Source organism: Shewanella polaris (assembly GCF_006385555.1).
GTDB lineage: Bacteria > Pseudomonadota > Gammaproteobacteria > Enterobacterales > Shewanellaceae > Shewanella > Shewanella polaris.
On the sequence record NZ_CP041036.1, the window covers coordinates 826016 to 852593 of the forward strand.

At 40.4% G+C, this 26578-nt stretch carries 20 protein-coding genes, 1 other RNA gene, 1 pseudogene and 1 riboswitch; of the genes and pseudogenes, 12 read left to right on the forward strand and 10 right to left on the reverse strand.

What is annotated here, in order from left to right; translation table 11 throughout:
- Positions 1-15 precede the first annotated feature (15 nt).
- From FH971_RS03525 to FH971_RS03535, 3 genes are all read right to left on the reverse strand, one after another.
- A complete protein-coding gene (locus tag FH971_RS03525) occupies positions 16-1470 on the reverse strand; it encodes a glycerophosphodiester phosphodiesterase (protein ID WP_140233384.1) in 1455 nt (484 codons plus the stop codon).
- A 396-nt stretch (positions 1471-1866) separates the two neighbouring features.
- A non-coding RNA gene (gene ssrS / locus FH971_RS03530) (6S RNA) lies at positions 1867-2048 on the reverse strand.
- A 52-nt stretch (positions 2049-2100) separates the two neighbouring features.
- Complete coding sequence (locus FH971_RS03535) at positions 2101-2400, reverse strand: cell division protein ZapA (RefSeq protein WP_101086040.1); 300 nt, start codon at positions 2398-2400, stop codon at positions 2101-2103.
- A gap of 448 nt (positions 2401-2848) precedes the next feature.
- Here FH971_RS03535 and FH971_RS03540 point away from each other — a divergent pair, with 448 nt between their 5' ends.
- The 8 genes from FH971_RS03540 (at position 2849) to hemB (ending at position 12593) form a co-directional block, all read left to right on the forward strand.
- Positions 2849-3424, forward strand: a complete 576-nt coding sequence (locus FH971_RS03540; protein ID WP_137222827.1) for a UPF0149 family protein — start codon at positions 2849-2851, stop codon at positions 3422-3424.
- Between the two features lie 29 nt (positions 3425-3453).
- Positions 3454-4710: a 2-octaprenyl-6-methoxyphenyl hydroxylase gene (gene ubiH / locus FH971_RS03545; RefSeq protein WP_140233385.1), complete on the forward strand. Its 1257-nt coding sequence runs from the start codon at positions 3454-3456 to the stop codon at positions 4708-4710.
- A 23-nt stretch (positions 4711-4733) separates the two neighbouring features.
- Positions 4734-5954 carry an FAD-dependent monooxygenase gene (locus FH971_RS03550; protein ID WP_140233386.1) on the forward strand — a complete coding sequence of 407 codons (1221 nt, stop codon included), beginning with the start codon at positions 4734-4736 and terminating at the stop codon, positions 5952-5954.
- Positions 5955-6176: 222 nt separating this feature from the next.
- Positions 6177-7271, forward strand: coding sequence for a glycine cleavage system aminomethyltransferase GcvT (gene gcvT, locus FH971_RS03555; RefSeq protein WP_140233387.1), 1095 nt, complete (start codon positions 6177-6179; stop codon positions 7269-7271).
- Positions 7272-7340: 69 nt separating this feature from the next.
- A complete protein-coding gene (gene gcvH, locus FH971_RS03560; RefSeq protein WP_137222819.1) occupies positions 7341-7730 on the forward strand; it encodes a glycine cleavage system protein GcvH in 390 nt (129 codons plus the stop codon).
- Between the two features lie 42 nt (positions 7731-7772).
- Positions 7773-7949: a hypothetical protein gene (locus FH971_RS20365; protein ID WP_167495977.1), complete on the forward strand. Its 177-nt coding sequence runs from the start codon at positions 7773-7775 to the stop codon at positions 7947-7949.
- On the forward strand, positions 7946-10834 hold the full coding sequence (gene gcvP, locus FH971_RS03565) for an aminomethyl-transferring glycine dehydrogenase (RefSeq protein ID WP_140233388.1): 2889 nt from the start codon (positions 7946-7948) through the stop codon (positions 10832-10834). The genes FH971_RS20365 and gcvP overlap by 4 nt, the downstream gene beginning before the upstream one ends.
- A 772-nt stretch (positions 10835-11606) precedes the next feature.
- Positions 11607-12593 (forward strand): porphobilinogen synthase, encoded by a 987-nt coding sequence (gene hemB / locus FH971_RS03570; protein ID WP_167496071.1) that lies wholly within the window; start codon positions 11607-11609, stop codon positions 12591-12593.
- Positions 12594-12995: 402 nt separating this feature from the next.
- On the opposite strand, the gene FH971_RS03575 is transcribed toward hemB, so the two are convergent.
- Both FH971_RS03575 and FH971_RS03580 read right to left on the reverse strand, forming a co-directional pair.
- Positions 12996-14210, reverse strand: a complete 1215-nt coding sequence (locus FH971_RS03575) for a 4Fe-4S binding protein (RefSeq protein ID WP_140233390.1) — start codon at positions 14208-14210, stop codon at positions 12996-12998.
- A 174-nt stretch (positions 14211-14384) separates the two neighbouring features.
- Positions 14385-15053, reverse strand: coding sequence for a Crp/Fnr family transcriptional regulator (locus tag FH971_RS03580; RefSeq protein ID WP_140233391.1), 669 nt, complete (start codon positions 15051-15053; stop codon positions 14385-14387).
- A gap of 1092 nt (positions 15054-16145) precedes the next feature.
- On the opposite strand from FH971_RS03580, the gene FH971_RS03585 reads away from it, so the two are divergent.
- Positions 16146-18176: a S9 family peptidase gene (locus FH971_RS03585; protein ID WP_140233392.1), complete on the forward strand. Its 2031-nt coding sequence runs from the start codon at positions 16146-16148 to the stop codon at positions 18174-18176.
- 201 nt (positions 18177-18377) lie between these two features.
- Here the strand turns inward: FH971_RS03585 and FH971_RS03590 are convergent, their stop codons facing one another.
- Complete coding sequence (locus FH971_RS03590) at positions 18378-18953, reverse strand: porin family protein (RefSeq protein ID WP_140233393.1); 576 nt, start codon at positions 18951-18953, stop codon at positions 18378-18380.
- Between the two features lie 673 nt (positions 18954-19626).
- Here FH971_RS03590 and FH971_RS03595 point away from each other — a divergent pair.
- The 3 genes from FH971_RS03595 (at position 19627) to FH971_RS03605 (ending at position 22712) form a co-directional block, all read left to right on the forward strand.
- Positions 19627-20292, forward strand: coding sequence for a cold-shock protein (locus tag FH971_RS03595; RefSeq protein ID WP_140233394.1), 666 nt, complete (start codon positions 19627-19629; stop codon positions 20290-20292).
- A gap of 387 nt (positions 20293-20679) precedes the next feature.
- Positions 20680-20764, forward strand: a riboswitch (cyclic di-GMP riboswitch).
- A 226-nt stretch (positions 20765-20990) separates the two neighbouring features.
- The gene (locus FH971_RS03600) at positions 20991-21209 is read left to right on the forward strand and encodes a hypothetical protein (protein ID WP_140233395.1); all 219 of its coding nucleotides are present in this window, start codon (positions 20991-20993) and stop codon (positions 21207-21209) included.
- Positions 21210-21311: 102 nt separating this feature from the next.
- Entirely contained in the window at positions 21312-22712 is a 1401-nt protein-coding gene (locus tag FH971_RS03605; protein WP_140233396.1) for a hypothetical protein, read from the forward strand.
- 232 nt (positions 22713-22944) lie between these two features.
- Here FH971_RS03605 and FH971_RS03610 read toward each other — a convergent pair.
- From FH971_RS03610 to FH971_RS03625, 4 genes and pseudogenes are all read right to left on the reverse strand, one after another.
- Positions 22945-23256, reverse strand: a pseudogene (locus FH971_RS03610) (IS4 family transposase); the annotation flags it as partial.
- A gap of 349 nt (positions 23257-23605) precedes the next feature.
- Positions 23606-24754, reverse strand: coding sequence for a hypothetical protein (locus tag FH971_RS03615; protein ID WP_140233397.1), 1149 nt, complete (start codon positions 24752-24754; stop codon positions 23606-23608).
- A complete protein-coding gene (locus FH971_RS03620; protein WP_140233398.1) occupies positions 24747-25847 on the reverse strand; it encodes a nucleoid-associated protein in 1101 nt (366 codons plus the stop codon). Before FH971_RS03620 ends, FH971_RS03615 begins: the two co-directional genes overlap by 8 nt.
- A gap of 246 nt (positions 25848-26093) precedes the next feature.
- Positions 26094-26576 carry a hypothetical protein gene (locus FH971_RS03625; protein WP_140233399.1) on the reverse strand — a complete coding sequence of 161 codons (483 nt, stop codon included), beginning with the start codon at positions 26574-26576 and terminating at the stop codon, positions 26094-26096.
- Positions 26577-26578: the final 2 nt, after the last annotated feature.

Genomic DNA, 26578 nt, shown 5'->3' on the forward strand with positions numbered 1-26578 from the left:
ATTAAAATTGTTTATTTAGTCAGCCTGTCGACTTGGTAATCTTAAAATTATGGTGTCACCCGTGTCTGTATCTATTATTTCATCGGTAATAGTGGGGAAACCATGTTCCAACAAAGGCGTAGGTATGTTGTTAGGTACCTTGTTAACCGGAGTGCTATGGATGGCTTTAAGGCCAGAAGCTAATGGCAGATAATAACCTTCTGTTTGATAACCTAGCATTTCGTCAAAGCGGTCAAAGTCAGCATCTTGGGGTAAAGAGGTAATATAACGACCCACATTACTTGCTGCTTGATAACGTTTTTTAGGTTTGGCTCCATTGAATAAACGCTGGCAAATTTTGTAAGGCGTGGCATCTACAATTGCGCCATCAGGTAGCTGATCTATTGTTAACTTAAGTAATTGTGTTTGATGATAATCACTGCCATTAAGCGAATAGGTATAAACCTTCATTCCGAGTTGGTGAGCACTATACCTCACGCTGGGATGCTGCATAAAACTGCGAATGTCTAAATGTAAACCAGAGTTGCTACCCAGCTTTTTTTGCAATTGGGTTAATGATGATTTTGCGGTGTAGTCTTTATAACGCGAGCGGTAACGTTTAGTTCCGTAGCGACCAGCAAGTTCGAGATTATGTTGATTATCTAAGTAATAGGCATCATTTTTTACGCCTTTACGTAAATCTGCTGCTAACTTTTCAACGCTGGTAGGGTGTCCACCTTGAATAAAGCCTAAATAAACCGATGGGTTAATGCCGCGTAGCTTATAGAGGACATCAAGTTCTGCCGCAGAATAATAAAAGCCACCCAAGCCAATATATTTTCTGAGCATATTATCGAGCTCTACCAGCTTTTGGCCATTGGTATCAGATTTTATTTCTACATTGAGTCGCTGACTTTGATCGCGATATGCGCCAAATACTTTAAAGGCTTCTGCAGCCGTTATTGGGCGTTGATTGAGTAAATTGTTACTGTGTTTATCTCGCAGTTTCAGATTAGAGAACTGCTGAAAACTCATGCGATTTAGTTTGAAACGTTCACCTGTGTAATACACGGTAGCGCGACCGGTTTGACTATCGTGATGATCCACCCAAGTGCCATCTTTCAGAAGCATTACATCAATTTCGACACTGTTAAAGTTATCGTTCAAGGCTGAAGAAATTGCATTCGCGCTACTTTCTGGTTGACGAAAATCTCCACGGTGCGCCGAAATATCTAACTGACATTGTGCGGTCGAGACCATTTTGATATTGCCATTGTTGGCAAGATATAAATTGCGATCACCTAAGCTCAATTGAACATCAATGATATCTAAACCTTGGTTTGCCGCATCGGCAGGCAAATGAGATAACGCAGCAGGAATGACATAACTAGGTTTAACAGGGTCGGGTGTGGATTTACAACCAGATAAGCTGAAAATGAATACAATTAAAATGGTGCAGTAAACCTTGAGATGAATAGAGCAGCTTGTCATAAGTCATGATTGCAAGTTGTTAATATTGAAGACTTTATACATTAATATACTTTGTAAAACAATCTTATCAATAAAGTAAACAAATGTAACAACCTGAAAGTGTGAAAGCGGGACTGTTTTGCATAAAAAACGGTCACAAATTATAACAATTTGAGCAGAAGGACTTATACCAAAGTTTATGTTGTAGATCGATTCAATGCTTGAAAATGATCGATGACCTAATAGTGCACATGGATCTAGTGAACATGGGAGTAATGGATGAAATAATAGTGAATAAGGAATAGCGCTCGAAATAATAATGCGTGGGATAATAGCGCCTAGACATAAAAATGGCTTGAGGCAAAACGAAGCATGAGTTGGGTGACGACAGGTATTAGCTAAAAGGTAGTAATTAGGATGCTCCCCAAAATACCGCTGCTGGCGCAGCCCTTGAACCGTAGGTTCAAGGCGGGTAAATGTTCATTTCCTAAGGCTTCTCGGTATAATCCGAGCATGCACAATGTCAACGAAAGCATTCACCCTGGGTTTGTAATTATCGGCACAGGGACTTAACCAACGAGCAAATATCCCAGGGAGCAAAACAGGGTAGAATCAAGTTATTCTTAATTCTGAAATCTTAGTTTAGCCTTCCTAGCGACTTCGTTCAACCAACGATGTTTCCAACGTTGACTGTAATAACGAAATGCGCTCATCCATTTGCGCCATGTATTGTTTGTTTTTTTGCTTTTCTTCGTACAATTCATTACCAATGTTAAGCGCTGCCATTATAGCAAGCTCTTCACGGCTTAAGTTATTGGTACGAGACTTTAGCGTTGTTAGTTGGTTTTCTACTTCTCTGGCTACCGTGCGCAAAGCATCTTCGCGTCCTTTTGGACATGCGATAGAGTAGGTGCGCCCTAATAGGGTAATATCAACAGCACTGTTACTCATAATGTTGCCACGGTTCCTTAATTAACCTCAACCCGATTAAGAGGTGGGGTAAACAAGTGAAAATCAGAAAGCTTGGTATATTTTATATCAAACTTATCATTTGTTTTGCTAACAAAACGCCTGCTAGTATTTCTTTTGGAAATTAATAGCTGCGACAATAGCAAGTTGACTGCAAAATCAATTGTAACGCAGATCGTGGAACAAAAGATCGTTTAATAACCGTTTATTAATTCCAGCTGTGGTTAACCATATTCAGCATATGGGCGAACTATATAGCGCTGAATTTAAAAGAGCAAGGCAACAACATCCCTTTTTAACTATTTGCTGTTTGTGTGAACAAATCCGCTACAGTCAATGCATATTTTAGCCACAATAGGCAGTTGCATTTGGAGCATCATAGTAACTCTGCTAGCATTGAAGCAGTAAATTGCGTTAATAGGAATAAACCATGGCAATCCCACCTTCGTTATGTATCGATAAACTAAAAAAAGCCTTAGATTTCGCTGAAGTCGGCCATCATCCCGTAGAAGTACACGGCATGCTTGTTGGACTCATTTGTGGTGGCGTAAAACAAGAAAAACTTACCTGGTTAAAACCGCTAGTAGAGTTAATGAACGACGGCCAGCCGTTAGAGCCAAAATTGCAACAGCTGATCATCGAATTGTATCAAGACACTGTCACACGTTTAGCCGATTTTGAGTTCGGCTTTACCTTGTTATTACCAGAAGAAGAAGTGCCATTGAGTGAACGCGTTGAAGCGTTAGCATTATGGACCCAAAGCTTTTTAACTGGCATTGCTATTATTCAACCAAAACTTGCCAAAGCAACACCCGATGTACGCGAAGTGATTAAAGACCTTGCAGACATTGCCCAAGTAGAATTTGATGTCGGTGATGACGAAGAATCAGAAGTTGCTTATGAAGAACTGCAAGAGTTTGTCAGAATGTCGGCTATTTTATGTTATTCAGAGTTTGGCTTAGACATGCCTTTAAATGACACCGACGAGCATTCAAATATTCACTAACATTTTTGGTATAGGCAGCAACGCAGCGTATGACCACAGCACAAACAAATACAACACCACTTACCGTTGATATTGCCATAGTGGGTGGCGCCATGGCGGGTGCCACGCTAGCCTTAGGCTTAGCTAAGTTATCTGCCTCGCAGTCGCGTCCGTTGCGCATCGCCTTAATTGAAGCCCATGTTGCTAACAACAATCATCCAGGTTTTGACGCCCGCTCCATTGCTATCGCCCAAGGTTCTATATTCGAACTCACCCGTTTAGGTATTTGGCCTAAATTGCAGCATCTTGGCACGGCAATCGAAAACATCCATGTGTCTGATCGCGGCCACTTTGGCATGACCGAGCTAAACGCTAAGCCACTAGGGTTAGACGCGTTAGGGCAAGTGGTCGAGTTAGCTCAAGTCGGTAAGGTGTTATTTGATGAGCTGACTAAATCACCTGTCAGTTTATTTTGTCCTGCTAAAGTCACCGATATACAAGCCCAACAAGACGGCCACCTAGTAAGCTTAGATGACGGCACGCAATTGCATTGTCAATTATTGGTGGCGGCCGATGGTGCTCATTCAGTAGTTCGTCAACAGCTGCAACAAACCACAGAAATAATCGATTTTGACCAAACCGCCATAGTCGCTAATGTCATCACCAATCAAGCACATCAGCATTGGGCGTATGAGCGCTTCACCCAAACAGGTCCAATAGCACTGTTACCAATGACATCGGTGCCATCAGCACCCTCTGCGCAATCACGTTTTTCACTGGTGTGGGCCGTACCGCCAGCAAAAGCGGATGAACTAAAGCATGCCGACAAAACTGAGTTTTTAGCGGCACTACAGCAAGCCTTTGGTCATCGTGTTGGTCGCTTTATTGATGTCGGCCAGCGGGCCAGTTATCCATTAACCTTATCGTATATGCCAAGACCCATTTTTCACCGTTGTGTGTTTGTCGGTAACGCCGCACAAACCCTGCACCCAATTGCAGGGCAAGGTTTTAACTTAGGTTTACGTGATGTCATTGGCTTGTTAGACGTCATCGAAAACGCGTTAACTCAAGCCAATGTTAATGCCAAAACTGAAGTCGATGTCGGTAGCAGCGCCATAGTGCACCAATATTTAGCCGCGCGACAAGGCGACCGTGACACCACACTGCGTAATATTGAATTTTTAGTCCGTGGTTTCTCTAATCAATATTGGCCGCTGGTGGCAGGGCGCAATATCGGTTTGCGTTTATTGTCTTGGTTTCCCCCACTTAAACGTCCCGTTGCTCACACTGCAATGGGCTGGCGTTAACTCTTTCAAGGTAAGGATCCACCATGTATTCAACTCAAACATATGATGTTGCCATCGTCGGCGGTGGTATGGTCGGGCTAGCAACCGCAATCGGTTTAGCCAATGCCGATCTTAACGTGGTGGTAATCGATGCAGGTGCAACCCAAGTCGTCAGCGGTGAACCTAAATTACGGGTTAGCGCCATTAATAAAGCCAGCCAGCAACTCCTCGAAAACCTCGGTGCGTGGCAATATCTTGACGACAGCCGTATCAGCCCTTATCAAAAAATGGCGGTGTGGGACAAAGACGGCCTAGGCAAAATAGAATTTGATGCCAACAGTATTGGCGAAGCTTATTTAGGCTCGATTATCGAAAACGATGCTATTAGTTTTTCCCTTGCCAAGCGCGCTAGCGAAATCGCTAATTTGACTCATATAGAAGGTCAACGCCTTGAACGGATAGCTTTTGGCGAACGCGAAGCTTGGCTCACCTTAGCCAGTGGCGACAACATTAGCGCTGCCGTAGTCGTGGCTGCCGACGGAGCAAACTCTTGGGTGCGTCAACAGTGCAGTATTCCACTGACTTTCTGGGACTACGGCCATCATGCTATTGTCGCCACAGTACGCACCGAACTCGGCCACGATGCCACCGCCAGACAAGCCTTTTTACCCGGCGGACCATTAGCCATGTTGCCATTATATGATGACAACTTATGTTCAATTGTATGGTCGGTATCGCCAGATCAAGCCCAGCACTTATTAGCCTTAGACGAAGCCGAGTTTTCTAAAGCATTAACCGCCGCGCTTGATGGTCGTTTAGGCATGTGCCAAGTAATAAGCGAGCGCCAGTCATTTCCATTACGTATGCGCTATGCGCGCCATTTTGCTCGCCATCGTTTGGTGCTGGCCGGTGACGCTGCTCATACTATCCATCCGTTAGCTGGCCAAGGGGTTAACCTAGGCTTTTTAGACGCAGCCAGTATCATCGACACCTTTACCGAGCTACATGATCAAGGCAAAGATTTAGGCGAATATAGCCATTTACGCGCCCTTGAACGTTGGCGTAAAGCCGATGCCATGGAGATGATTGCCACCATGGAAGGCTTTAAAAGACTGTTTGCTGGCAGCAATCCACTTAAAAAAGCTATGCGAGACATTGGATTAACCCTAGTTGATAATGTCGCTGGGCTGAAAACAGTGTTCATCAAACAGGCTATGGGTAACAAAATGACATTACCTAAACTTTGTCGTGAGCCAATTTCGTAATAGCTAATATAGAAACTTGTTTAATATCAGTAGATACAGTTAAACCCGCAATTTTATTGTAAAAAATTATGTAAAAAAATTACAACAATGGATTAGCTAAACTAATGCGACCGCACTCGGATTAGAAAATTTTTTTGTATACAATTTAGGTCTGCGGAGTATAATTTTGGTCGCATTTTATCAAAAACCTACATAAGAAAGGCCTCAAAAAAAGGGATAATAATGGCTAGCAAAACTGTACTTTTTAACAAGCATTTAGAATCAAACGCCAAAATGGTTGATTTTCACGGTTGGGAAATGCCGATCAATTACGGCTCTCAAATCGAAGAACATCACGCAGTACGTCAAGACGCGGGCATGTTCGATGTATCGCACATGACAGTCGTTGACGTCACCGGCAGCGATGCTTGTGCCTTTTTACGTAAGTTACTTGCTAACGATGTTGCCAAGCTTACTGTCCCTGGTAAAGCCCTTTACGGCGGAATGCTAGACGAAACCGCTGGCATTATCGACGATCTTATTACCTACTATTTAACCGACACCCATTACCGTGTGGTGGTTAACTCAGCGACTCGCGACAAAGACCTCGCGTGGATCAACAAGCAAGCCGCCGCGTTTGATGTTGTGATTACCGAACGTCCAGAACTCGCCATGATTGCAGTACAAGGCCCTAACGCTAAAGCCAAAGCGGCGAGCGTATTCACTAGTGAGCAAAATGCTGCAGTTGAAGGCATGAAGCCATTCTTTGGCGTGCAATCAGCTAACTTATTTATTGCCACCACAGGTTACACCGGTGAAGCAGGCTACGAAATTATCGTCCCAGAAGCCGAAGCCGAAGCGTTATGGCAAGCACTATTAGATGTAGGCGTTAAGCCTTGTGGTCTTGGCGCACGTGATACCTTACGCTTAGAAGCGGGTATGAACCTATATGGTCAAGACATGGACGAGTCAATTAATCCATTAGCCGCTAACATGGGCTGGACCATCGCATGGGAACCTAGCGACCGTGACTTTATTGGCCGCGAAGCATTAACCGCCATAAAAGCGGCTGGAACCGACAAACTTGTTGGTTTAGTCATGGAACAAAAAGGCGTTTTACGCCATGATATGGCAGTGTTTTTTACCGACGCCGAGGGTGTTGAACATCAAGGTGTTATCACCAGTGGTTCGTTCTCGCCAACCTTAGGCTATTCAATCGCCATGGCTCGCGTACCTAATGGTATAGGTGCTACCGCTGAAGTTGAAATGCGTAAAAAACGCGTCAACGTAAAAGTTGTTGCCCCAAGCTTTGTGCGCAATGGTAAATCCACTCTTTAATAGAGTCGTTTTAGCCCAACAGAATTTATTGATTAAGTACTTAGAACATTTGATTAAGGAACAGTAACAATGAGCACTATCTTAGCAGACTTGAAATACGCCTCTTCACACGAATGGATCCGTAAAGAAGCAGACGGTAGCTACACAGTTGGTATCACTGAGCATGCTCAAGAGCTATTAGGTGACATGGTATTCGTAGAATTACCAGAAGTGGGCGACACAGTGACTGCTGGCGAAGATTGCGCCGTAGCAGAGTCAGTTAAAGCTGCATCAGACATTTACGCACCTATTTCTGGTGAAGTGATTGCGGTAAACGAAGCATTAGAAGATTCTCCAGAGTTGGTTAACAGCGACGCATTTGGTGATGGTTGGTTCTTCCGCGTAATGCCTTCTGACGAAGCAGAAATAGATATTTTACTTGATGCCGACGGCTATCAAGAAGTTATTGACCAAGAATAATCGTCAATAACCGAAAAAGCTCCTTAGGGAGCTTCTTTGTTTATGCAAAGTAAAAAAAAGCTGTGCAGACTCACTCGAACCTATGGCACCCATAAAGCCAAGGGCGAGGGCACGGCAAATAAACCCGTAATGGGTTATTTACGTATTACACGTTTTCACCTAATCCAGTTCTGTGCCCTACCGCCTGAACTGGTCGATTTGGAACAAGGTTTAACATGACCAAGCAACCCCTGACACAACTAGAACAGCACGAACTTTTCCTCACTCGTCACATCGGCCCAAGTGCAGAACAACAGCAACAAATGTTGAACTTCATTGGTGCTGAGTCGTTAGACGACCTGACCGCACAAACGGTCCCAGGCAAAATTTTGTTACCGCAAGATCTCACCATCGGTGACTCATGTGGCGAAGCTGAAGGTATCGCCTATATCCGCAACATAGCAGACAAAAACAAAGTCTTTAAAAGCTATATCGGTATGGGTTATTACGGCGTGCAAGTGCCCAATGTCATTTTGCGTAATGTGTTTGAAAACCCGGGTTGGTACACGGCTTACACGCCATACCAACCAGAAATCGCCCAAGGTCGTTTAGAAGCCACATTAAACTTCCAACAAGTGTCAATGGATCTTACTGGTCTTGACCTTGCATCAGCATCATTGCTCGACGAAGCCACCGCAGCAGCGGAAGCCATGGCATTAGCTAAGCGCGTATCTAAAGCCAAAAAAGCTAACATATTCTTTGTTGCCGATGACGTATTCCCACAAACACTCGACGTTGTTAAAACTCGCGCTGAATGTTTTGGTTTTGAAGTGGTCGTAGGCCCTGCAAAGGATGCGGTAAATTACGAATTGTTTGGTGCCTTGTTCCAGTACACTAACAGAATTGGCCAAATTACTGATTACACCGAACTATTTGCCACACTACGTGACAACAAAGTGGTGGTGACTGTAGCTGCCGACATCATGTCATTGCTGTTACTTAAATCACCTGGCTCTATGGGCGCAGATGTCGTATTTGGTAGCACCCAGCGTTTTGGCGTACCAATGGGATACGGCGGACCGCACGCAGCCTTCTTTGTTGCCCGTGACGAGCACAAACGTTCAATGCCTGGCCGTATTATTGGTGTGTCTAAAGACACCCGTGGCAACAGTGCACTGCGCATGGCAATGCAAACGCGTGAACAACATATTCGCCGCGAAAAAGCCAACTCGAACATTTGTACGGCACAAATCTTATTAGCCAATATGGCCTCATTTTATGCGGTATTCCATGGCCCACAAGGCTTAAAAACCATTGCATCACGCATTAACCGTTTAGCCGACATTTTAGCTGCAGGCTTAACAGCAAAAGGGTTAACCTTAGCCAACAACACCTGGTTCGACACCATCAGTGTTAAAGGTGCCGACGTAGCCGCCATTAATGCCCGCGCCATTGCCGCGCAACTTAACTTACGCATTGATGCAGACGGCGTGTTTGGTATCAGCTTAGATGAAACCACTACCCGTGAAGACATCGCAGACTTATTTAACGTTATCTTAGGCGCAGGCCATGGTTTAGAGGTTGCAGCACTTGATGCAGATATTCTTGCCAATGGCAGCCAGTCAATACCGGAAGCGCTAGTACGCCAAGATGCAGTATTAACTCACCCAACGTTTAATCGCTACCAAAGCGAAACCGAGATGATGCGTTATATCAAGCGTCTCGAAAACAAAGATTTAGCCTTAAACCACTCAATGATCTCGTTAGGCTCATGCACCATGAAGCTCAACGCGGCAGTGGAAATGCTCCCAGTCAGCTGGCCAGAGTTTGCTAACATGCACCCATTCTGCCCGCTAGACCAAGCAGAAGGTTACACCCAGTTAATCGACGAATTGTCTGAGTTTTTAGTTAAAATCACTGGCTACGACGCTGTGTGTATTCAACCAAACTCAGGTGCCCAAGGCGAATACGCTGGCTTGTTAGCCATTAAGAAATACCACGAGTCTCGCGGCGACGCGCACCGTAACATTTGCTTAATTCCACAATCGGCTCACGGCACCAACCCTGCATCGGCACAGCTTGCTGGTATGAAGGTTGTGGTTACCGCGTGTGACAAGCAAGGCAACGTTGATTTAGAAGACCTACGCGCTAAAGCGGCAGAACTTGCCGACAGCTTATCGTGCATCATGGTTACTTATCCGTCGACTCACGGCGTATACGAAGAGTCAATTCGTGAAATATGCGAAATCGTCCATCAATATGGTGGCCAAGTCTACTTAGACGGCGCCAACATGAACGCACAAGTTGGGGTAACATCACCAGGCTTTATCGGCGCAGACGTATCGCATCTAAACTTACATAAAACCTTTGCTATCCCGCACGGCGGCGGTGGTCCAGGTATGGGCCCTATCGGTATAAAATCACACCTTGCCCCATTTGTGGCAGGTCATGTAGTGGTTAAGCCTGGTCGCGAAAGCGACCATAACGGCGCAGTATCTGCTGCACCTTACGGTAGCGCCAGCATCTTGCCAATCAGCTGGATGTACATCAAGTTGTTAGGCACTAAAGGGGTTAAGCAATCAACTCAAACTGCATTGTTAAACGCTAACTACATCATGAAAAAGCTGTCAGCATACTATCCTGTGTTGTTCACCGGCCGTAACGACCGTGTGGCACATGAATGTATTATCGACTTGCGTCCATTGAAAGAAATCTCTGGCGTAACCGAAATGGATATCGCTAAGCGTCTTAACGACTATGGTTTCCATTCACCAACCATGAGTTTCCCAGTAGCGGGAACCTTAATGATTGAGCCTACGGAATCTGAGTCTAAGGTTGAGTTAGACAGATTTATCGAAGCGATGGTGTCTATTCGTGGTGAAGTTGACAAGGTAGCAGCAGGCGAGTGGCCAGTGGACAATAACCCACTGCATAATGCACCTCATACCCTAGCGGATATTATGGACCCAGAGTTTGATTCACGTCCGTACAGTCGTGAAGTGGCCGTGTTCCCAACAGCAGCGGTTAAGGCGAATAAGTTTTGGCCAACGGTGAACCGTATTGATGATGTTTATGGGGATCGCAATTTGATGTGTAGCTGCGTACCAATTGCAGACTACGAATAAATGATAATGGCTACTTGGCCTCGATAGTACGGCGTCAGCCGACACTTTTCTCTTCTCATTGACACCAGTCAACTCCGAGGAGAAAAGCATCGGCTTCCTTGTCTTCTCATCGGCAGTAACGCCATTATCGTGGTAGTAGACTTCATTTAGCATTTTGAGTAAAAACATTAAAAAAGCGAACCGATTGGTTCGCTTTTTTGTTAGCTCCTTGATCTCGATAATACGGCGTTAACCGAGAGTTTTCGCATAGTTCAAAATAAGGAGTTTGACACCAGTCAACTCCGCGGCGAAAACCTCAAACTTCATTGTCTTATCATCGCCAGCGACGCAATTATGATGGTAGTGGACTTCAATTGAAGTTTTAGAATTAAAAAGCGACCGCAAGGTCGCTTTTTTGTCTTACTTTCGGCAGTAACGCTATTTACAGCTGAGAGTTTTCGCATAGCTCGAAATAAGGAGTTTGACACCAGTCAACTCCGCGGCGAAAACCTCAAACTTCATTGTCTTATCATCGCCAGCGACGCAATTATGGTGGTAGCAGGCTTCATTCAGTATGTTGAGTAATAGCATTAAAAAGCGACCGAAAGGTCGCTTTTTTGTTGATAAAATGAAGCTTACTCTAACCCTGACTCAATTTGCCTACTCCTATCGTCATGGTGATAAAATATTTAGCGATAATTACATAGAACTTTTCATACAGCTTAAGGTCTTATTATGTAAGGTTTAAATTTATTTAAACTGAGTCCCTAACAATATCTGAATAGGTAACTCCATTTTGAATATCACTCCATTACGTCGTATGAGACGATTACGTAGCTCAGAAGCTATGCGCGATCTATTGCGTGAAAACCACCTTTTATTAGACAATTTAATCCATCCCATATTTGTCGAAGAACATATCGACCAACCAGTCCCTATTTCTACTCTACCTGGTATCAGCCGTATTCCCGAAAATGCCCTAGCCGATGAGATTCGTCAGCTTTATGCGCTAGGCATACGGTATGTTATGCCTTTTGGCATATCTCACACTAAAGATGCTCAAGGAAGCGACACTTGGAATGATAATGGTCTACTTGCTCGTATGGTCAAGACAATAAAATCTGCCGTACCAGAAATGATGGTTATTCCAGATATTTGCTTCTGTGAATATACCGACCATGGTCATTGTGGAGTCATGAAAAACGACAAAGTTTGTAACGACATGACAGTTGAAAATCTAGTTAAGCAATCGGTGACAGCTGCTAAAGCTGGTGCAGATATGTTAGCACCGTCGGCAATGATGGATGGCCAAGTAAAAGCCATTCGTCTAGGACTGGATGCAGCTGGTTTTGAGGACGTGGCTATCTTGGCACATTCGGCAAAATTCGCTTCTTCTTTTTATGGTCCATTTAGAACGGCTGTAGACTGTGAACTTAGCGGGGATAGGAAAGGTTACCAACTAGATTACGCCAATGGTCGTCAAGCTTTACTTGAAGCATCACTTGATGAGGCCGAAGGCGCAGATATTCTTATGGTTAAACCTGGAACACCTTATTTAGACGTGATCTGTCGTTTAAGACAAGAAACTCATTTACCCCTAGCTGCATATCAAGTGGGTGGGGAATATGCCGGAATTAAGTTTGCGGCTCTTGCTGGCGCACTCGATGAAAAAGCCGTAGTAACTGAAACTTTTATTGGGTTAAAACGTGCTGGGGCTGACCTAATTGTTAGCTACTATACGAAACAATATGCTACGTGGTTAATCGAGGAAAAAAATTAGTTTTATCGAAATTCTCCCGCAGTTCTTTCATTTATTTTGCCAGCCAACTCCGCGCTAGAGCCTTCGGTTCGCCTGTGCAGAGCTGCTTATGTAAGAGTAGCTTCGCCAGCGATGCGATTATGGTGGTAGTGGGCTTCATTTGATAATCTGAATAAAAGCATTAAAAAAGCGAACCGAGTGGTTCGCTTTTTTATTGATTCCGTCTTATCTGCAATATGTCTGAGTAGGTCAATCATTTATGCCCAATTCTTTGCTAGCTCTCATTGTAGCTACTGGACGGGAACAGAATCGTGAGAGGATATTCCTCCTGACAACCACAGTCGGGTAAGTGTTATGGGGTCAGTATGAGAAACTGCCGTGGCCAATTTTATTTGGACACGACATAGACGTTGAAGATTAAGACTAATGACCTATACGATCCAGTTTTTGTATCAGCTCCATCTTTATATCTTGAGGGGTTTGGCTGTGCCAGTAACCGCTTACATAGGCAAATAACGGCACCATAAACATAAGAGTAAAAAGTAAGATCATTAATCCTCTGGCAGAAAGTTTAATGCCATTACGAGTGCTAAATTGTAGCGCTTCTTTTTTAGGGCAAGCTGACATACAACGCATACAGGCTTGGCATTCGTCTGAGTGAATATTTTTTTGAGTATGAACTGATATATTTGCTGGGCAAGCACGGGTACATTTATCGCAACTCATACCTTTGGTCTCAATTAAACAATGTTGCGTATCGCGACGAATTTTAAACGGGCTAAAAAAGCTCACTATGCCTAGCATTGCACCATAAGGGCAAATGTAACGACAAAACCCTTGACGACGCCATGCGGCTAACGCAAAGATGATGCTGAAGCCAATCAAAGCAATCATTGATGGCATCATAAAAAATACTGCCATTTTTAAGTCAGCTACCTTGTGGTAGTTGCCTGTCAAGTAATTAGGAAGGCTTGCCGTTGGCATTGAAAAGACCAAATAAACCAGTGCGGCTAATAATAAGTATTTAAGCATGCGCAGTGGCCAGTCTAACCATGCTGGTGGCATAAGTTCAGCTGGGATAAAGCGCTTTCTGAGTTTATACAAGTATTCGCCTGCTAAGCCTAATGGACAAGCCCAGCCACAAAAAGCCCGTTTGCAAATGAGCCCTGTTAATAGCACAACACACAGCATAACCACGGCAGCGGGGTGATTTTGATCCCATAAACCTAAGGTTAAAATAGCTTTAAGTTCAATACCGCCAGCAATGGGTAAAAAGGCATCACCGACATCTGGTCGCATTAACCAAGGTGTTTCGCCTGCATACAACATAGCGGCATTAATGGCATATTGTACGCCCACCAACAACATGGAAAGGGCAAAGAAATGTTGGCAAATTTCACGTATTCGATTGGGTCTTCCTTCTGCTTTAGCAAATGCAGGCTGGTATTGACCTAATGCTGTTACTGCAATCACGGCGGCTAATAATATAAAAAGTAATGGCCAGAAAAAACTCGCTATAGTTGCGCCGAGCAATAATGCCCCACTGACCAATGCCCCCCATTTTTTGCCACCCCAGTACAGTAAACTGGTGCTATATGCTAGGGCTAGCATTAAGGTGATTGATTCAATTGTACTCATAGAGGATCCCTATATTGTTTTGTTTGCTGTCAATAATGGATAAAGGTTCTGCCTAAAGGCAGTTTCAACCACAACACTCTGTTATAGTTGCCATTTCGTGTCTTGTTGCCATGAGTCTGCAGTAAGGTCGATGATGATAAAAAATACGTTGCAGTTTATTAAGTTCGGCTTATGTTACGTGTTACTCTCTAATAATTTTTTTAGGTCATCTAATCTACTGATAATAAAGTGTTTTCTTCCATCTCTATATAAGTACCCATTGCGAATGAGGTTATTCATCAATGAAGAGGTTGTTTGGCGTGTCGTCCCAATCAGTAGTGAAATATCTTCCATACTTAAATCGCATTCAAATCGGAGTCCTTCGGCTGTATGTTCACCCGATGTTTGTCCCCATGACAGCACAAACTCGATTAATCGATACCTAGCATCATGAAATATTAAACCCTCGATGAGATCCAAAGTACTGCCTAATGCTTCACCTAAAATGCCTGTCATCACGATTGATAATTCAGGAAATTTCGCGATTTTATCGCGAAAAATATCAGCCCCGACAAGCATCAAAGTTGAATCCTTGCATGTCTCCAAAAATGCTCGAGTATGTGTGCTGAATATATCGCCAGGCTCAAGAAAGCAGAGGGTAAACTCACGACCTTCATAAGAAAGATAAACGCGTATCCGGCCTGAATGCACAATAAATACTTCATTGTTTCCCATACTCGGGATGCTAAATAGTTGTCCTTCAGGAAAGCTTTTGCATCTGAATTCATCCAGAAACCCTTCGTATTGAGGTTCTCTAAGTTTCTCAATGATATTTATTCGTGACATTCTCATTTTTGATTGCATGTCGCGCACTCCATATTATTTACGATAGAAAATGCTGTTAAGAGTTTAATTAAGGATTTATAAAATTATCAATTAGTTACTGGTGATTTGTTAACTAATATATACTCTACATTTTTTGTCTACCTTGTTACCTTTGTTTGTTAGATTAATTATTAAACATAAAATTCTATCTTCTTGTACAAGAAAAATATGGACGATGCTATTAGCTATAAAAGATATGTCAGGCCCGTTTCCCTTATGCCATTGCAAGCTATGCAATCCTAGTTTTGAGCATTCGGTATATACTATTTCATGCGCTCAGGTTTATCATTTCCATCGGCAATAACTTTAAGATAGTAGCTTTTAAAATATTGGACATGCCTTAATGTCCAGATCTCGCTTAGTAGCAAAAGCAACACTTCAACCCAAGCTAAAATCGAGTTTCAAACATGCAACTCCTCGTTATCTTGTGCAATAACTACAATAAACTGGGACAAATGTAATTCAGATAGGGAGACAGATCTGTCGCCTTGCTGACAGTAGAACATCAATAAATTTCGTTGCATGGTTTTACATAATGGTTTGTGCATTAAAATAAGCCATTTGATATTTTTTTATTGTCAGCACTGTAATTTTATTTAAATTAAGATATTGAAATAAAACGATAAAATCATATCGATTTTATTTTTTATAAAGACAAGGTCTTTATACACTCAATTTTAAAGAAATAAATATGAATTCTCATTTTTATGACATAACGCACTGTTAAACAATTTATAGAATTGCAGAGAACAACATATGATGATTAGTGGGGGCTATAAGTGGGGTCGGATAAGGATAAGTGAGGTCAGATTCTGCCCTCCCACTTATTTACCTCATTTATTACTTATTCGCGCCTTTATTGCCGGTTTTATTATTCAAAACAATTAATTTGTAAACGGCTGCTACAGTCCGTTGTTATTCGTATCTTTTAACAGACTTTGGTCGCTATACTGGGGCGTCAGTATGTGCTGGTTTTTGAATGGGAACGAACGGTTGTTACCCAGCCAAATGCTGTTGCACACCAACTCATAAAATGACTACGAACTAATTCTGAATGAAGGAGAAGCTCTCGTGAAAAAAGTAGGGATTCTAATACTGTGTTTGTTGATGCCAATGGCATCAGCTTTTGCAGAGCAAACCAAAACATTATCGGCAGAGGTGCTTTGGCAAATCAAGCGTATCGGTAGTCCGATTGTTTCACCTCAAGGCGATCATATTATTGCTGCCGTCACTGAGTACGACATACCAGAAGATAAAGGCACGACTCAGCTATGGTCGTTTGCAAAAGATGGCTCAGGTCAGCGTGCACTTACTGCAAAAGGTTTACGCGCTAGTGAGCCTGTGTTTTCTCCAGACGGAAAAACCTTAGCTTTTGTCAGTAAACGTGACAAAGATGAAGCAGGGCAAATCTACTTACTACCAATGAATGGACCGGGCGAAGCGCAACGCTTAACTGAGGTTCCCGGTGGCGTTCATGGCATTAAGTGGGTTGGTGAGCACATTTACTTCATTAGCCGTATTTTCCCAGGCAAAGACTGGGAGCAAATGACCGAACAGCTCAAAGCTAATAAAGACGATAAGGTCTCCGCCCACCAGTGGAATGCACTGCCTTATTCAAATTTTGACCATTGGATTGATGAAGAAAGAGACGCACATGTTTTTCGAATTTCAGCCAAAGGGGGAGACGTTGAAGCCGTCACCCAACCACTGAAAAAGCAATTGCCACGTTCTTCACAAAACGCTGACAGCTACGATATCGACCCAAGCGAACGTTGGATTGCTTTTAACTCAAACGGCTCCGCTAACCAAGTTGACCCTAAAATTGATGTATTTCTTGCTGAAATCGGTAGCGGAAAATATGAAAATTTAACCCCGAACAATCAAGCACCTGATCGTGAACCTAAATTTAGTCCCGATGGTAAAACACTTGCCTTTACCCGCCAATTAATTCATGGCTTCTACGGTGACACTTCACGCTTGGTGTTGTTCGATATGGGCAAACGTAGCGAACGTGTGGTGACCAAAGATTGGGACCGGTCTGTTTCTAAATATCTCTGGACGCCAGATAGTAAGGGGTTTTATGCATCAATAGCCGATGTAGCCACAAACCGCATTTACTACATCAATGCTAAAAATGGCAAAGTTAGACAAGTCACCAACAATACCGATTTTGGCAAACCCTCTATCGCCAAAGACGGTACTTTGGTTGCAGCCAATCAAAGTTTTATACATCCCGCACGTGTGGTGAAGATTGACTCCCGCAATGGAAAAATAACGCGTTTAGATAGCTTTAACGATGATGTATTGGCCAATGTGGACATGGGTACTTATGAGTCGGTGACTTATAAAGGTTATAACGGAGATGATATCCAGATGTGGGTGCACTACCCGCCGGGATTTGATAAAACCAAAAAATACCCTTTGATGATGTTGATCCACGGTGGTCCTCATGGCGCAATTTCAGACAGCTTCCATTACCGCTGGAATGCGCAGACGTTCTCCTCTTGGGGTTACGTGACCGCTTGGCCCAATTTCCACGGCTCAGGCAGCTTCGGCCAGAAATTTACTGACAGTATTAACCCTGACTGGAAGAATAAGTCGCTCGAGGATATCTACAAAGCAACGGATTGGTTTAAGAACAAAGGCTGGATTGATAGCGAACGTTTAGTCGCTGGTGGTGGCAGTTATGGTGGTTACTTAAGTTCGATTATTTTGGGGCAAAAAGATAATCCTTTTAACGCGCTATTTATCCACGCAGCGGTTTATAACATGTACTCACAAATGGCGGGAGATTTCGCGGTACACAGTACGCGTTTTGGTAGTTTTTGGGAAAAACCTGAAATTTATAAATCTATATCACCTCACTATGGAGCGGCCAATTTTGATACGCCAACATTGGTTATCCACGGTCAGTTAGACCAACGAGTGCCCGTAGGGCAAGGGTTTGAGTTATTCCGTACATTGCAAACGAAAGGTATTGAATCGCGAATGATTTACTTCCCTGATGAGAATCACTGGGTGCTGAAGCCAAATAACTCGATTTATTGGTACGGCCAAGTGAAGGACTGGGTGACTCGTTTTGCAGAACCCGGTGGTAAGTAAAACCGTTCGCACTTAACATCGCGGGTACATCTACGCACAAGACTGCCCAAGAGAGCCAGTATCTCTTGGGCTTTTTGTTAGGATAGGATAAATGGGGCTAGAGTCTGGCCCCATTTGTTTTAAAATAAGGGTGTAACACAATTTGCATTACACCCTTTGGGTTATACTTTTAAGTCGTTAATTTAAGCACTCTACTTATCACTAGAAACGATATTCAACACCGATGCTAGCCTGCTTAAAATCTGTTTCTGTGTCGGAACCGTTAGATACATTATCTAAGTTAATTTCTGCATCATACCAAGTGTACTCGGCATTAATTAAAAAACGATCTGTTACTTTAAACGCTACACCTGCACCGGCAAATACACCTTCATCATCTTTATTGCCAGAAAAGCCAACCACGTCATAATCTGTTGAATACCATAACTGACCACCTTTAGCATACAGCTCTACTCGATCAGCAATTGGCAATGTCACTTTTAGGCCTGCGGTATAACCATCTGTTTCAGCGCTAGATAAGTTGTTGCCGTAACTACCAAAATCAATATAGCTACCTTCTAGAGCTAAGTAGTTGTTGAAGCGATAACCGACTAGGCCCTGGAGAACATCATTGTCGTCGTCAAAGTCATCTTCGCCATCGACTTTTAGGTAACCATAATTAGCGCCGACATAAACGCCATTTTCTGCTACGTCTTTCTTGAAGTCATCAGCGTGAGAAAAAGTACTAATAGAGGCTAACGAAATAAGTCCAGCTAAAGTAATAATCGTATTTTTCATAAGGTACTCCTAGTTAATTACGTAGATACATCTAACTACATTTAACTAGTTACAAAACGGATGCCAACTTTATAAAAGTAACAGAGAGCTATTTATCTGAGTTTGATATTTATAATTTAATATCAATTAGTTACGTTTACTTTTTTGTGAGTAACGGTGGGAGAAGAGTATATATATCCAATGACACTGCTTGTTTTTTACCCGCTTAATGAGGTCTTGATAACGTAAAACGGTATTTATTTCTGATTAAATTGTAATATTTTCATATTGAATAACATAATTTTATCAATAAGTTGCGTATTGCTTTGTTGTTGATAAGTGGGATCCCTCAGACTCTGACCCCATTTATTGCTTGTTGCTTTTATGGCCTGCGGCCACTAACGTCGTGGCGCGTCGCCCACACCAGACCAAGAGGAAACCAACGGCTGTTCCCTCTTTATTCTTTACAAAAGAATTGGCCCTGCGCCCCGTAATATTTTTATTAATTACTTAAATATCAGATGTGAAAAGATCATCATGGGAATTTATCCAATATTATTAATATCAACAGTGACTTTTTGAGATCTTGCTTTTAGAAAGATTAATTTTAATTATTTATGATTATAGCGTGTTGGTTAATTTGTTTTCTGTAGCTGACTTAGTCAGCCATTTAACATAAAAATAAGGTAATAGTGTGAAAGGTATCGTTGTTGCTTATATCTCAAGCAAAAAATATGGTTTTATTAATGGTGAAGATGGTGAAAGTTACTTTTTACATTTCTCAAGTTTGCTGGATAAATCATCAGAATATAAGTTGATAAAAGGTGCTGTTGTCGAATTTGATCCGATACCCACTCCCAAAGGGCTTGCTGCAAAAGATGTTTGTATTCAAGAAACTTATGTTAAGAAAAAAATGGTTGAGTTTTTCATAACCAAACAGAAAATACCAAAAGGTCTCAATGTTGAAGCGTCACATCCAATCAGTACTCATTTTTTTAAAGACCCTAGTGAAGGCCGTGAATACATAAAGCAACTTGCCATTGAAGCAGGGGCTAATGCCATATTGGGTATTGAGTTTGAGAAGAATACTTTCTCAGAGGGTAACTATAAGTATACAGTTCATGCATTTAAAGGTGATTTTGCATTTGTATCGGAGAATGTACCTTGTAGTAAAAAAAGGGATGAACTTGAATCAGCTCTCGAGCTTGATTCTTTATTAGCGAATTTTAATAGCCAGTTTAAAGTGATTGAAGCGCGTGAACACCAACTCAGGGAAAAACAGCTTAAGACTAGCCATACAGGTTGTTTTATAGCACTTATTATTTTATTTGTTATCATCATGTTTATATTTAGCCGTTAACAGTGCTAAGTGTTTTGTGCGTTAACGGGGTGGCAAGTGAGGTGCATTTTGATAAAACGTGTTTTGCATTCATGGCATTGACTCGTGGTAATTTTTGTTTGGCGATAAATTTGATCACCAAATGCCATGAATGCTCCTCAGTTTTTAACCTATCTCGTTATTTTTATTCATTATTTTGTGGGGGTTGTCAGACTCTGACCCCACTTATCGAGTCACTTTTAAGTGTCTTTTTATCGGATGCTGCTGATCTATAAAGTATCCGTAGGAAATTTTAACTAAATATTTGTATATGATGATTTTAAGAATGAATTTTTTGCCATGTTTTCAGAGTTAAACTCTATTTCTATAAAAAAAACATTGACATAGAGATTGTATTTGAATAGTTTCATCATACAAAGGCAAGTATGAAGAAACTCATATACGCAAAGATTACGACCTTAATGTATCAAAAAAAGGTGGCGTGTCTGCTAACACGAATCTCAATAACCTTCCATTGTATACTTCAAAAAATTCATTATTAAAAATACTTTTTAAAAAGTATTTGTAATAAAAAACACATCATATTTAAAAGGATACATATGAAATGACTAAAGAACATTATCGTTGCTGGTTTATCTATAATACTCGTTGCCTGTGGAGGGCATGGTTATGAAGGTACGTATCAATCAAGTATTGATTCTAAAATGATGAATCAATACATGAATAAAATGCCGAAATTAACTATGACTATTGGTCGTGACTATATAGAAAGTAATGGTAGCCGAACTGAAGTAGATGAAATATTTGTCCGAGAAAGCAATGGCAAAGAATATTTGATAATTAAAATAGGCAATAAAGAAGATGCTATAGAAATTGTTGATGAAAATACTCTTCAGCAAGATATGGGTATGATGAAAATTAAATTTAAACGGGTGTAATGTTAAGTAGTTTGTTCAATATAAGCGCTAAGTAACGTATTTAGTTTGTCGAATATTAATAGTTAATATTCATTCAAAGGTAAGAATAAAGTAGGAAGTAATATGAAAGATATTTTTAAGTTTAAATTAATGGTAGTTCTTATGATTATATTGACAGCTTCAGGATGCTCTAAGCACCCAGATACTGTTGCTATTGATACGAGTACTATGCCAAAGGGTGTTGAAATCTCATCAACAGCTTACATTTTCAATAGTGAGCTTGCATCGCTTGCTGAAGGTGTTAAAAAAATTGGAAAATTTAATAGCCGAAATAGTGATGTTATTAGTGGGAATGTTGTACCGTCATTTTCTGTGTCGAATGACAGCACTAATGAATATATGACAGCACTAAATGAAGTTAAAGCTATTCATTCAAGCATTCCATCAAAAGTACAAAAAGCACAGACTGAAAAGGTGGCTATCGAAGAGGGCAAAATAGCAGAGATTCAAAGCAACATAGATCAGCAAAATGCTTTGCAAGCAAAGCTTGATAATTTTACCAAAGCTGAGCGTGGCTTATTAGCAGACATAAATAAAGAAATTGAAGATAAGCAACAAGTACTTAAACAGCAGCAAACAAAAATTATTCACGTGGTGAACAATTATATTGTGAGTAATAAATTGCCTATTAAGAAGCTTGATGAAAACGCTAATAAACCATTTAACTGGGACACCCTAAAGGCATACAAAGGTAAATGTTCAGAAAGAAAAGGTAGATATTACACCGAGGGAACATCTCATCTATCACAGTGTCTCTATTTCAACTTAAATTACAAGTTAAGTCGTGAACAGGGTGCTAATGAGTTAGGACAAGTAGTAAAAGCAAATATCAACTCTTATATAGAAGCAGATTGGTCTTTGAAAATGAGTGTGGGTGATAAGCACGGTCTTTATCGTAAAAAAATTGATGCTGAAAAGTCATTACAACAAGCCATTGTTATTGCAGAAAACCAAACTGACATTAGCAAGAATACTATAGAACGAACGTTACGCACTTTAAATAGGAATTTGGAACGAGCAAAAAAATCTCTTGTAAATGTCAATAATTATCCAGTAACAGAAAATGATATTTTACGTCAAAACCAAGAGTACTCTAATGGTCTTAACCGAATGGATAAAGCACTCAGCGCTATTAAAAGAGAACTCCTTAAAGGTGCTATTGAAAATGGCATTCTCGTCGAAAAAGCTCCTGTGATAGGAACCGAGGGTGAGTTACCTTCGAACACTGGCGATTATTTGTTGATGGATATGTTGCTGAATGTGGGATACATAAAGAAAAGTTCATATGGTTTTACTAACCTTAATCAAGAGTGGCAAGATAAAGTTTACTTAGATAAAAATACCGCTGTATTTGGTTCTTCAAGTTCAGTAGATGATGACCTTAGTGCTTTAGAGTTAGCTGTTGTTGCAATGAATAAGTATCAGCGTAAACATGAATCTGCAGATAACGGTAATAGTCTGTAATAACTTAGACTTAGTCATCTTTAACTATTAAATATAATTGCAAATTTGAGAGTTACCCGTTTTGATAAAGGTATCGAGCCCATAATGAAAACTAAAAAAAGGTAACTCTCAGATCAAGCCTGAGCTACTACAGAATGAAATGCCGTAATCACAAATTACAATAGGCGGTGACTTTATTGAAAACAATAAGTGTTGAATAAGTGGGGTCAGAGTCTGAGGGATCCCCACGAATTTAATAGAATGCTTGCGGATCCTTGATTAACGATTTTAGCGTCTTAATTCCTGTTAGCCAGTGTGACTTCAGTAGCCTCAAAGACTTATCTTTGTAGGCTCTTAATCCTATAAATTGATTTGATAAAACATTACGATGCTTGATTGAATTCGCTTGGTATTGTCTATGCTTATCAGTAGATTTAACTGCCAATCCTAGCAGGTATAACATAAATTGAGATAAGCAGGCGATGAGTAGCAATACGCTGAGCTTATGTATAATCCTTGAGCCACTATCATTCATTTTCAAACCCGTTTTCACATCCCTAAAGCTCGGCCAAGCCCTGTGATTGATAGGGAGCCACCATTCATTGCGCTTTCGATTGCAGAGAATAAACTCTGTCGGCGAGTTTTGTGCGTTTTATGTGTTAACGGGGGGTGACAAACGATAGGCATTTTGATAAAACTTGTTTCGCATTCATGGCATTTACTCGTGGTAATTTTTGTTTGGCGATAAATTTGATCACCAAATGTCATGAATGTTCCCATCTAATTTAAAATATCTTATTGTTCCTGTTTGTTATTTCATGGGGATTCGTCAGACTCTGACCCCACTTTTACTTAACAATTTAGGCGACAATTGTCTTGAAAAACGCCGGATTCGTCAGACTCTGATCCATTTATTATATTTTTTCAAACAAAATAGCAACAATGACATAAGTTGAAACTAATACAATAATAAAGTTTTTTAACTTTTGAATTTCACGTTTACAATCTTCAGCAGTATCTTCGACAGATTTTATTGCAGCATTGATTTTTTCTAAAATTGTCTGTTGTGCAAAGGTGTTTTTTATATCAGCAGTTCTTTTTTTATAAATACTTAATTTGGTAAGTGTATTGTCTGCTACTCGCGTAATGAATTTTGTTTTACTTTTAAGTGAGCTGAAGACAATTGTAAGTGCTAATACTGTACTAAATAATAATGCTACACTTATACCTTTATCTGCGCCTCTGAATGCTGAAGCAAGTATTACTGCACCAGGAACAGCCAATGCTTGTACGTAAAACCCTTGAATTTGCTCTTCAACCTTACTTATAAAATCACCTACATCATCTTCTAGATCTTTAATAAAATCCTCAAATGAGAAACTTCTTAAATAGGTTTCATAGTTCTTGTGAAATGTATTTAGTAGTGTTTCTCCTAGGCTTAATATTTCAATAAGTGAAATGTTTTTATTTCTAATCATCTTCAATAATGAACTTTTTAGAGTTGCTCTCTTTTCGCCTTGATGGGCATCCTTTTGCAAGCAAGATTTGAGTAGTAATTTTGGGCTGCTTATTGATTTTATTAATTTATATATATCTTTCTCTGAGACGTTATCAATATTCATACTTAAAACTGTAGAGTTTTTATCATCATTTTTTTCTATGAAAATATAATTTCTACCCGAACTTAAATCATTTACAGGGTATTGGTGATCTGCAATCTCATCAAAAATCTGTATCCATTCCTTATAATGTTGAGCAAATTCACCTAATTCGATAATACCATCGCTATCTAAAATAACTTTATTATAAGAGTTGCCGATTATTTTTAAATCATTATATTCGATATATTCAATTAATGTGTGAAAATCTTTAAAAATAAAATTTATATCTTCTATATCAACAGTGCCAATGCCGTCAGTGAAGTCAGAACTTGGATAAATATCTATTGGAAATAGAATGTTAAACTTTTCTTTAGATAGATCTACAGATGTAAAGTAATTACCCTCAAAATTGAATGCTCCCTTAGCGTAGCATTCTATAATCTCACATTGTAATTTATCCATTCTGGATTTTTATTAGTTCAGCAATAATGTCAGCATCATTTATTTTTGTCTTAACTATAAGTTCATTATTCTGTGGATTGAAAACAATATTACCCACCTTACTTTTTTTGCTAAATAGTGATTTTTTAAGCTTTAGGTTACCTACGTCTGTATCCATCGTAATAAATTCTAGAGTTTCTCTTTCTTTCTTGCTGACACTAAATTCTTCATTAACTTTGTAATTATTATCTTGCACAAAATCTTCGAATGAATCTTTTTTTATTTTTAAATTTTTATCTATTCTTAATGTATTATAAATTACGCTACTCAAATCTTGTAGCTTAGTTGATATCTTATTCCTTTCATTACGCTCTATATGTGACTTGACATTTTTTTCACATAACTCTCTTTGCTTTCGTGTTAATTTCTTAGTTAATAGGAAATTATTTAGTGCAGTTAAAACATTAGAAACACTTTCTTTATTCTTTATTACATCTTCAGCGTCAAAGAAATCTATAAAATAATCAGTAGTCCCGCCTACTCCATTAATAAATGAAACGTCAATATCTTCCTTCTTGGATATAGAATTAGAAAATTCAGCTATATTAATTAGCGCTGCTTGCATCACATCATCAAAATCTATGATCTCAGTACCTAGAGGTTCGCCATCATTTCCAAACATTAATGCAGATTTATCTTTTAATAACATGACCAATAAGTTTTCAATAAATATTGGCGTTGTGCTAGTGCTGTCCTCATGCTCTTTTTTGTATTTGAGGAATATGAGCACAAGTTTACTTTGGGCTCTTGAGCTCTTGAGAACTAGGCTATTGGTTTTCTGGATTGTCTCAACTAGTTTTTTAAAATCTATATTATTTCGAGGTTTTAAATGTATCACTAATGAAGATGCAAGGGACTTTATTTTTGGTGGATATCCAATTTTTCCATGATTTTTTGAACGCCTTCTTACTTTAAGGTCGGCTTCTTTCGCAAACTCTTGGACATAATGATTACCCAAATTCCACTCATATACTTTATTAAAACTCCACTTTTTGGTCTGGTTATCCTGCTGATACGGGACGCTGATTCCGCCAAGCACTACGATTTTAGTCATTTAAATTCCTTACAATAATAAGTAGGGTTAGAATAAAATTTTCATTTTGTGCTTGTGTGATGCAACTGAGCTGGTTAATACAAGCAAATGATTGGCTTCTTCTTCCCTGAAAGGCGTTTAGGCCTGCGTTTTACATTGGTTATACATTACGCTATTTTTTCTGTTTAGTGCAATGCTTTAACGCATGATAAATGAAATAAAGTCATTTAAAATAGCGTGTTATATTCCGTTTCAAATTCAGAGGTGTTAATTTACCTTTGTACATGCGGCTTCTTTTTGTTTTTTAATAACTTCGCTGTTGTCCTGCATCGACTCGAGAATGAGTTGATTACATAGCTTGTCTGCTAACTGCTGCGCTGTTTTCGCTTTGGGTTGGCTGATTTGAGCAACTATAGGTTTGTAGTTAATAGAAGCATTACAATACATATTCGAAATACTTCTTCCTTTCGTACTAAGCTTTTCGTTACTTGAAAGCTTAATGCATACCTCGTTAAACATGTTTTTTGCAAGTTGAGTGCATTTTGAATACTGGGTTGAATCTTGAATCAAATTAGCACAAACACTGTCGTTTCTTATCCGCCATAATTGGTGTTGGAAACGGATTTCGGTATCCTCATATTGCAACGCTTTAGTCGTAACTGTAGTGTTATGGGTATCGCTGTAAACTTTAGAAACGTTGTTACTCACACTTTCTAAATATGCTGCAAACAGTTGTGATAAAGGATCCATGC

What these genes read in the sequence shown, in the direction of transcription:
- FH971_RS03590 (WP_140233393.1), bottom strand. Translation starts at nt 18,953, where the DNA reads ATGAAAAATACGATTATTACTTTAGCTGGACTTATTTCGTTAGCCTCT.
- FH971_RS03540 (WP_137222827.1), top strand. Translation starts at nt 2,849, where the DNA reads ATGGCAATCCCACCTTCGTTATGTATCGATAAACTAAAAAAAGCCTTA.
- gcvT (WP_140233387.1), top strand. Translation starts at nt 6,177, where the DNA reads ATGGCTAGCAAAACTGTACTTTTTAACAAGCATTTAGAATCAAACGCC.
- FH971_RS03605 (WP_140233396.1), top strand. Translation starts at nt 21,312, where the DNA reads ATGAAAGATATTTTTAAGTTTAAATTAATGGTAGTTCTTATGATTATA.
- FH971_RS03620 (WP_140233398.1), bottom strand. Translation starts at nt 25,847, where the DNA reads ATGACTAAAATCGTAGTGCTTGGCGGAATCAGCGTCCCGTATCAGCAG.
- FH971_RS20365 (WP_167495977.1), top strand. Translation starts at nt 7,773, where the DNA reads ATGCAAAGTAAAAAAAAGCTGTGCAGACTCACTCGAACCTATGGCACC.
- FH971_RS03535 (WP_101086040.1), bottom strand. Translation starts at nt 2,400, where the DNA reads ATGAGTAACAGTGCTGTTGATATTACCCTATTAGGGCGCACCTACTCT.
- gcvP (WP_140233388.1), top strand. Translation starts at nt 7,946, where the DNA reads ATGACCAAGCAACCCCTGACACAACTAGAACAGCACGAACTTTTCCTC.
- FH971_RS03615 (WP_140233397.1), bottom strand. Translation starts at nt 24,754, where the DNA reads ATGGATAAATTACAATGTGAGATTATAGAATGCTACGCTAAGGGAGCA.
- ubiH (WP_140233385.1), top strand. Translation starts at nt 3,454, where the DNA reads ATGACCACAGCACAAACAAATACAACACCACTTACCGTTGATATTGCC.
- FH971_RS03525 (WP_140233384.1), bottom strand. Translation starts at nt 1,470, where the DNA reads ATGACAAGCTGCTCTATTCATCTCAAGGTTTACTGCACCATTTTAATT.
- FH971_RS03550 (WP_140233386.1), top strand. Translation starts at nt 4,734, where the DNA reads ATGTATTCAACTCAAACATATGATGTTGCCATCGTCGGCGGTGGTATG.
- FH971_RS03580 (WP_140233391.1), bottom strand. Translation starts at nt 15,053, where the DNA reads ATGCAATCAAAAATGAGAATGTCACGAATAAATATCATTGAGAAACTT.
- FH971_RS03600 (WP_140233395.1), top strand. Translation starts at nt 20,991, where the DNA reads ATGAATAAAATGCCGAAATTAACTATGACTATTGGTCGTGACTATATA.
- FH971_RS03575 (WP_140233390.1), bottom strand. Translation starts at nt 14,210, where the DNA reads ATGAGTACAATTGAATCAATCACCTTAATGCTAGCCCTAGCATATAGC.
- gcvH (WP_137222819.1), top strand. Translation starts at nt 7,341, where the DNA reads ATGAGCACTATCTTAGCAGACTTGAAATACGCCTCTTCACACGAATGG.
- FH971_RS03625 (WP_140233399.1), bottom strand. Translation starts at nt 26,576, where the DNA reads ATGGATCCTTTATCACAACTGTTTGCAGCATATTTAGAAAGTGTGAGT.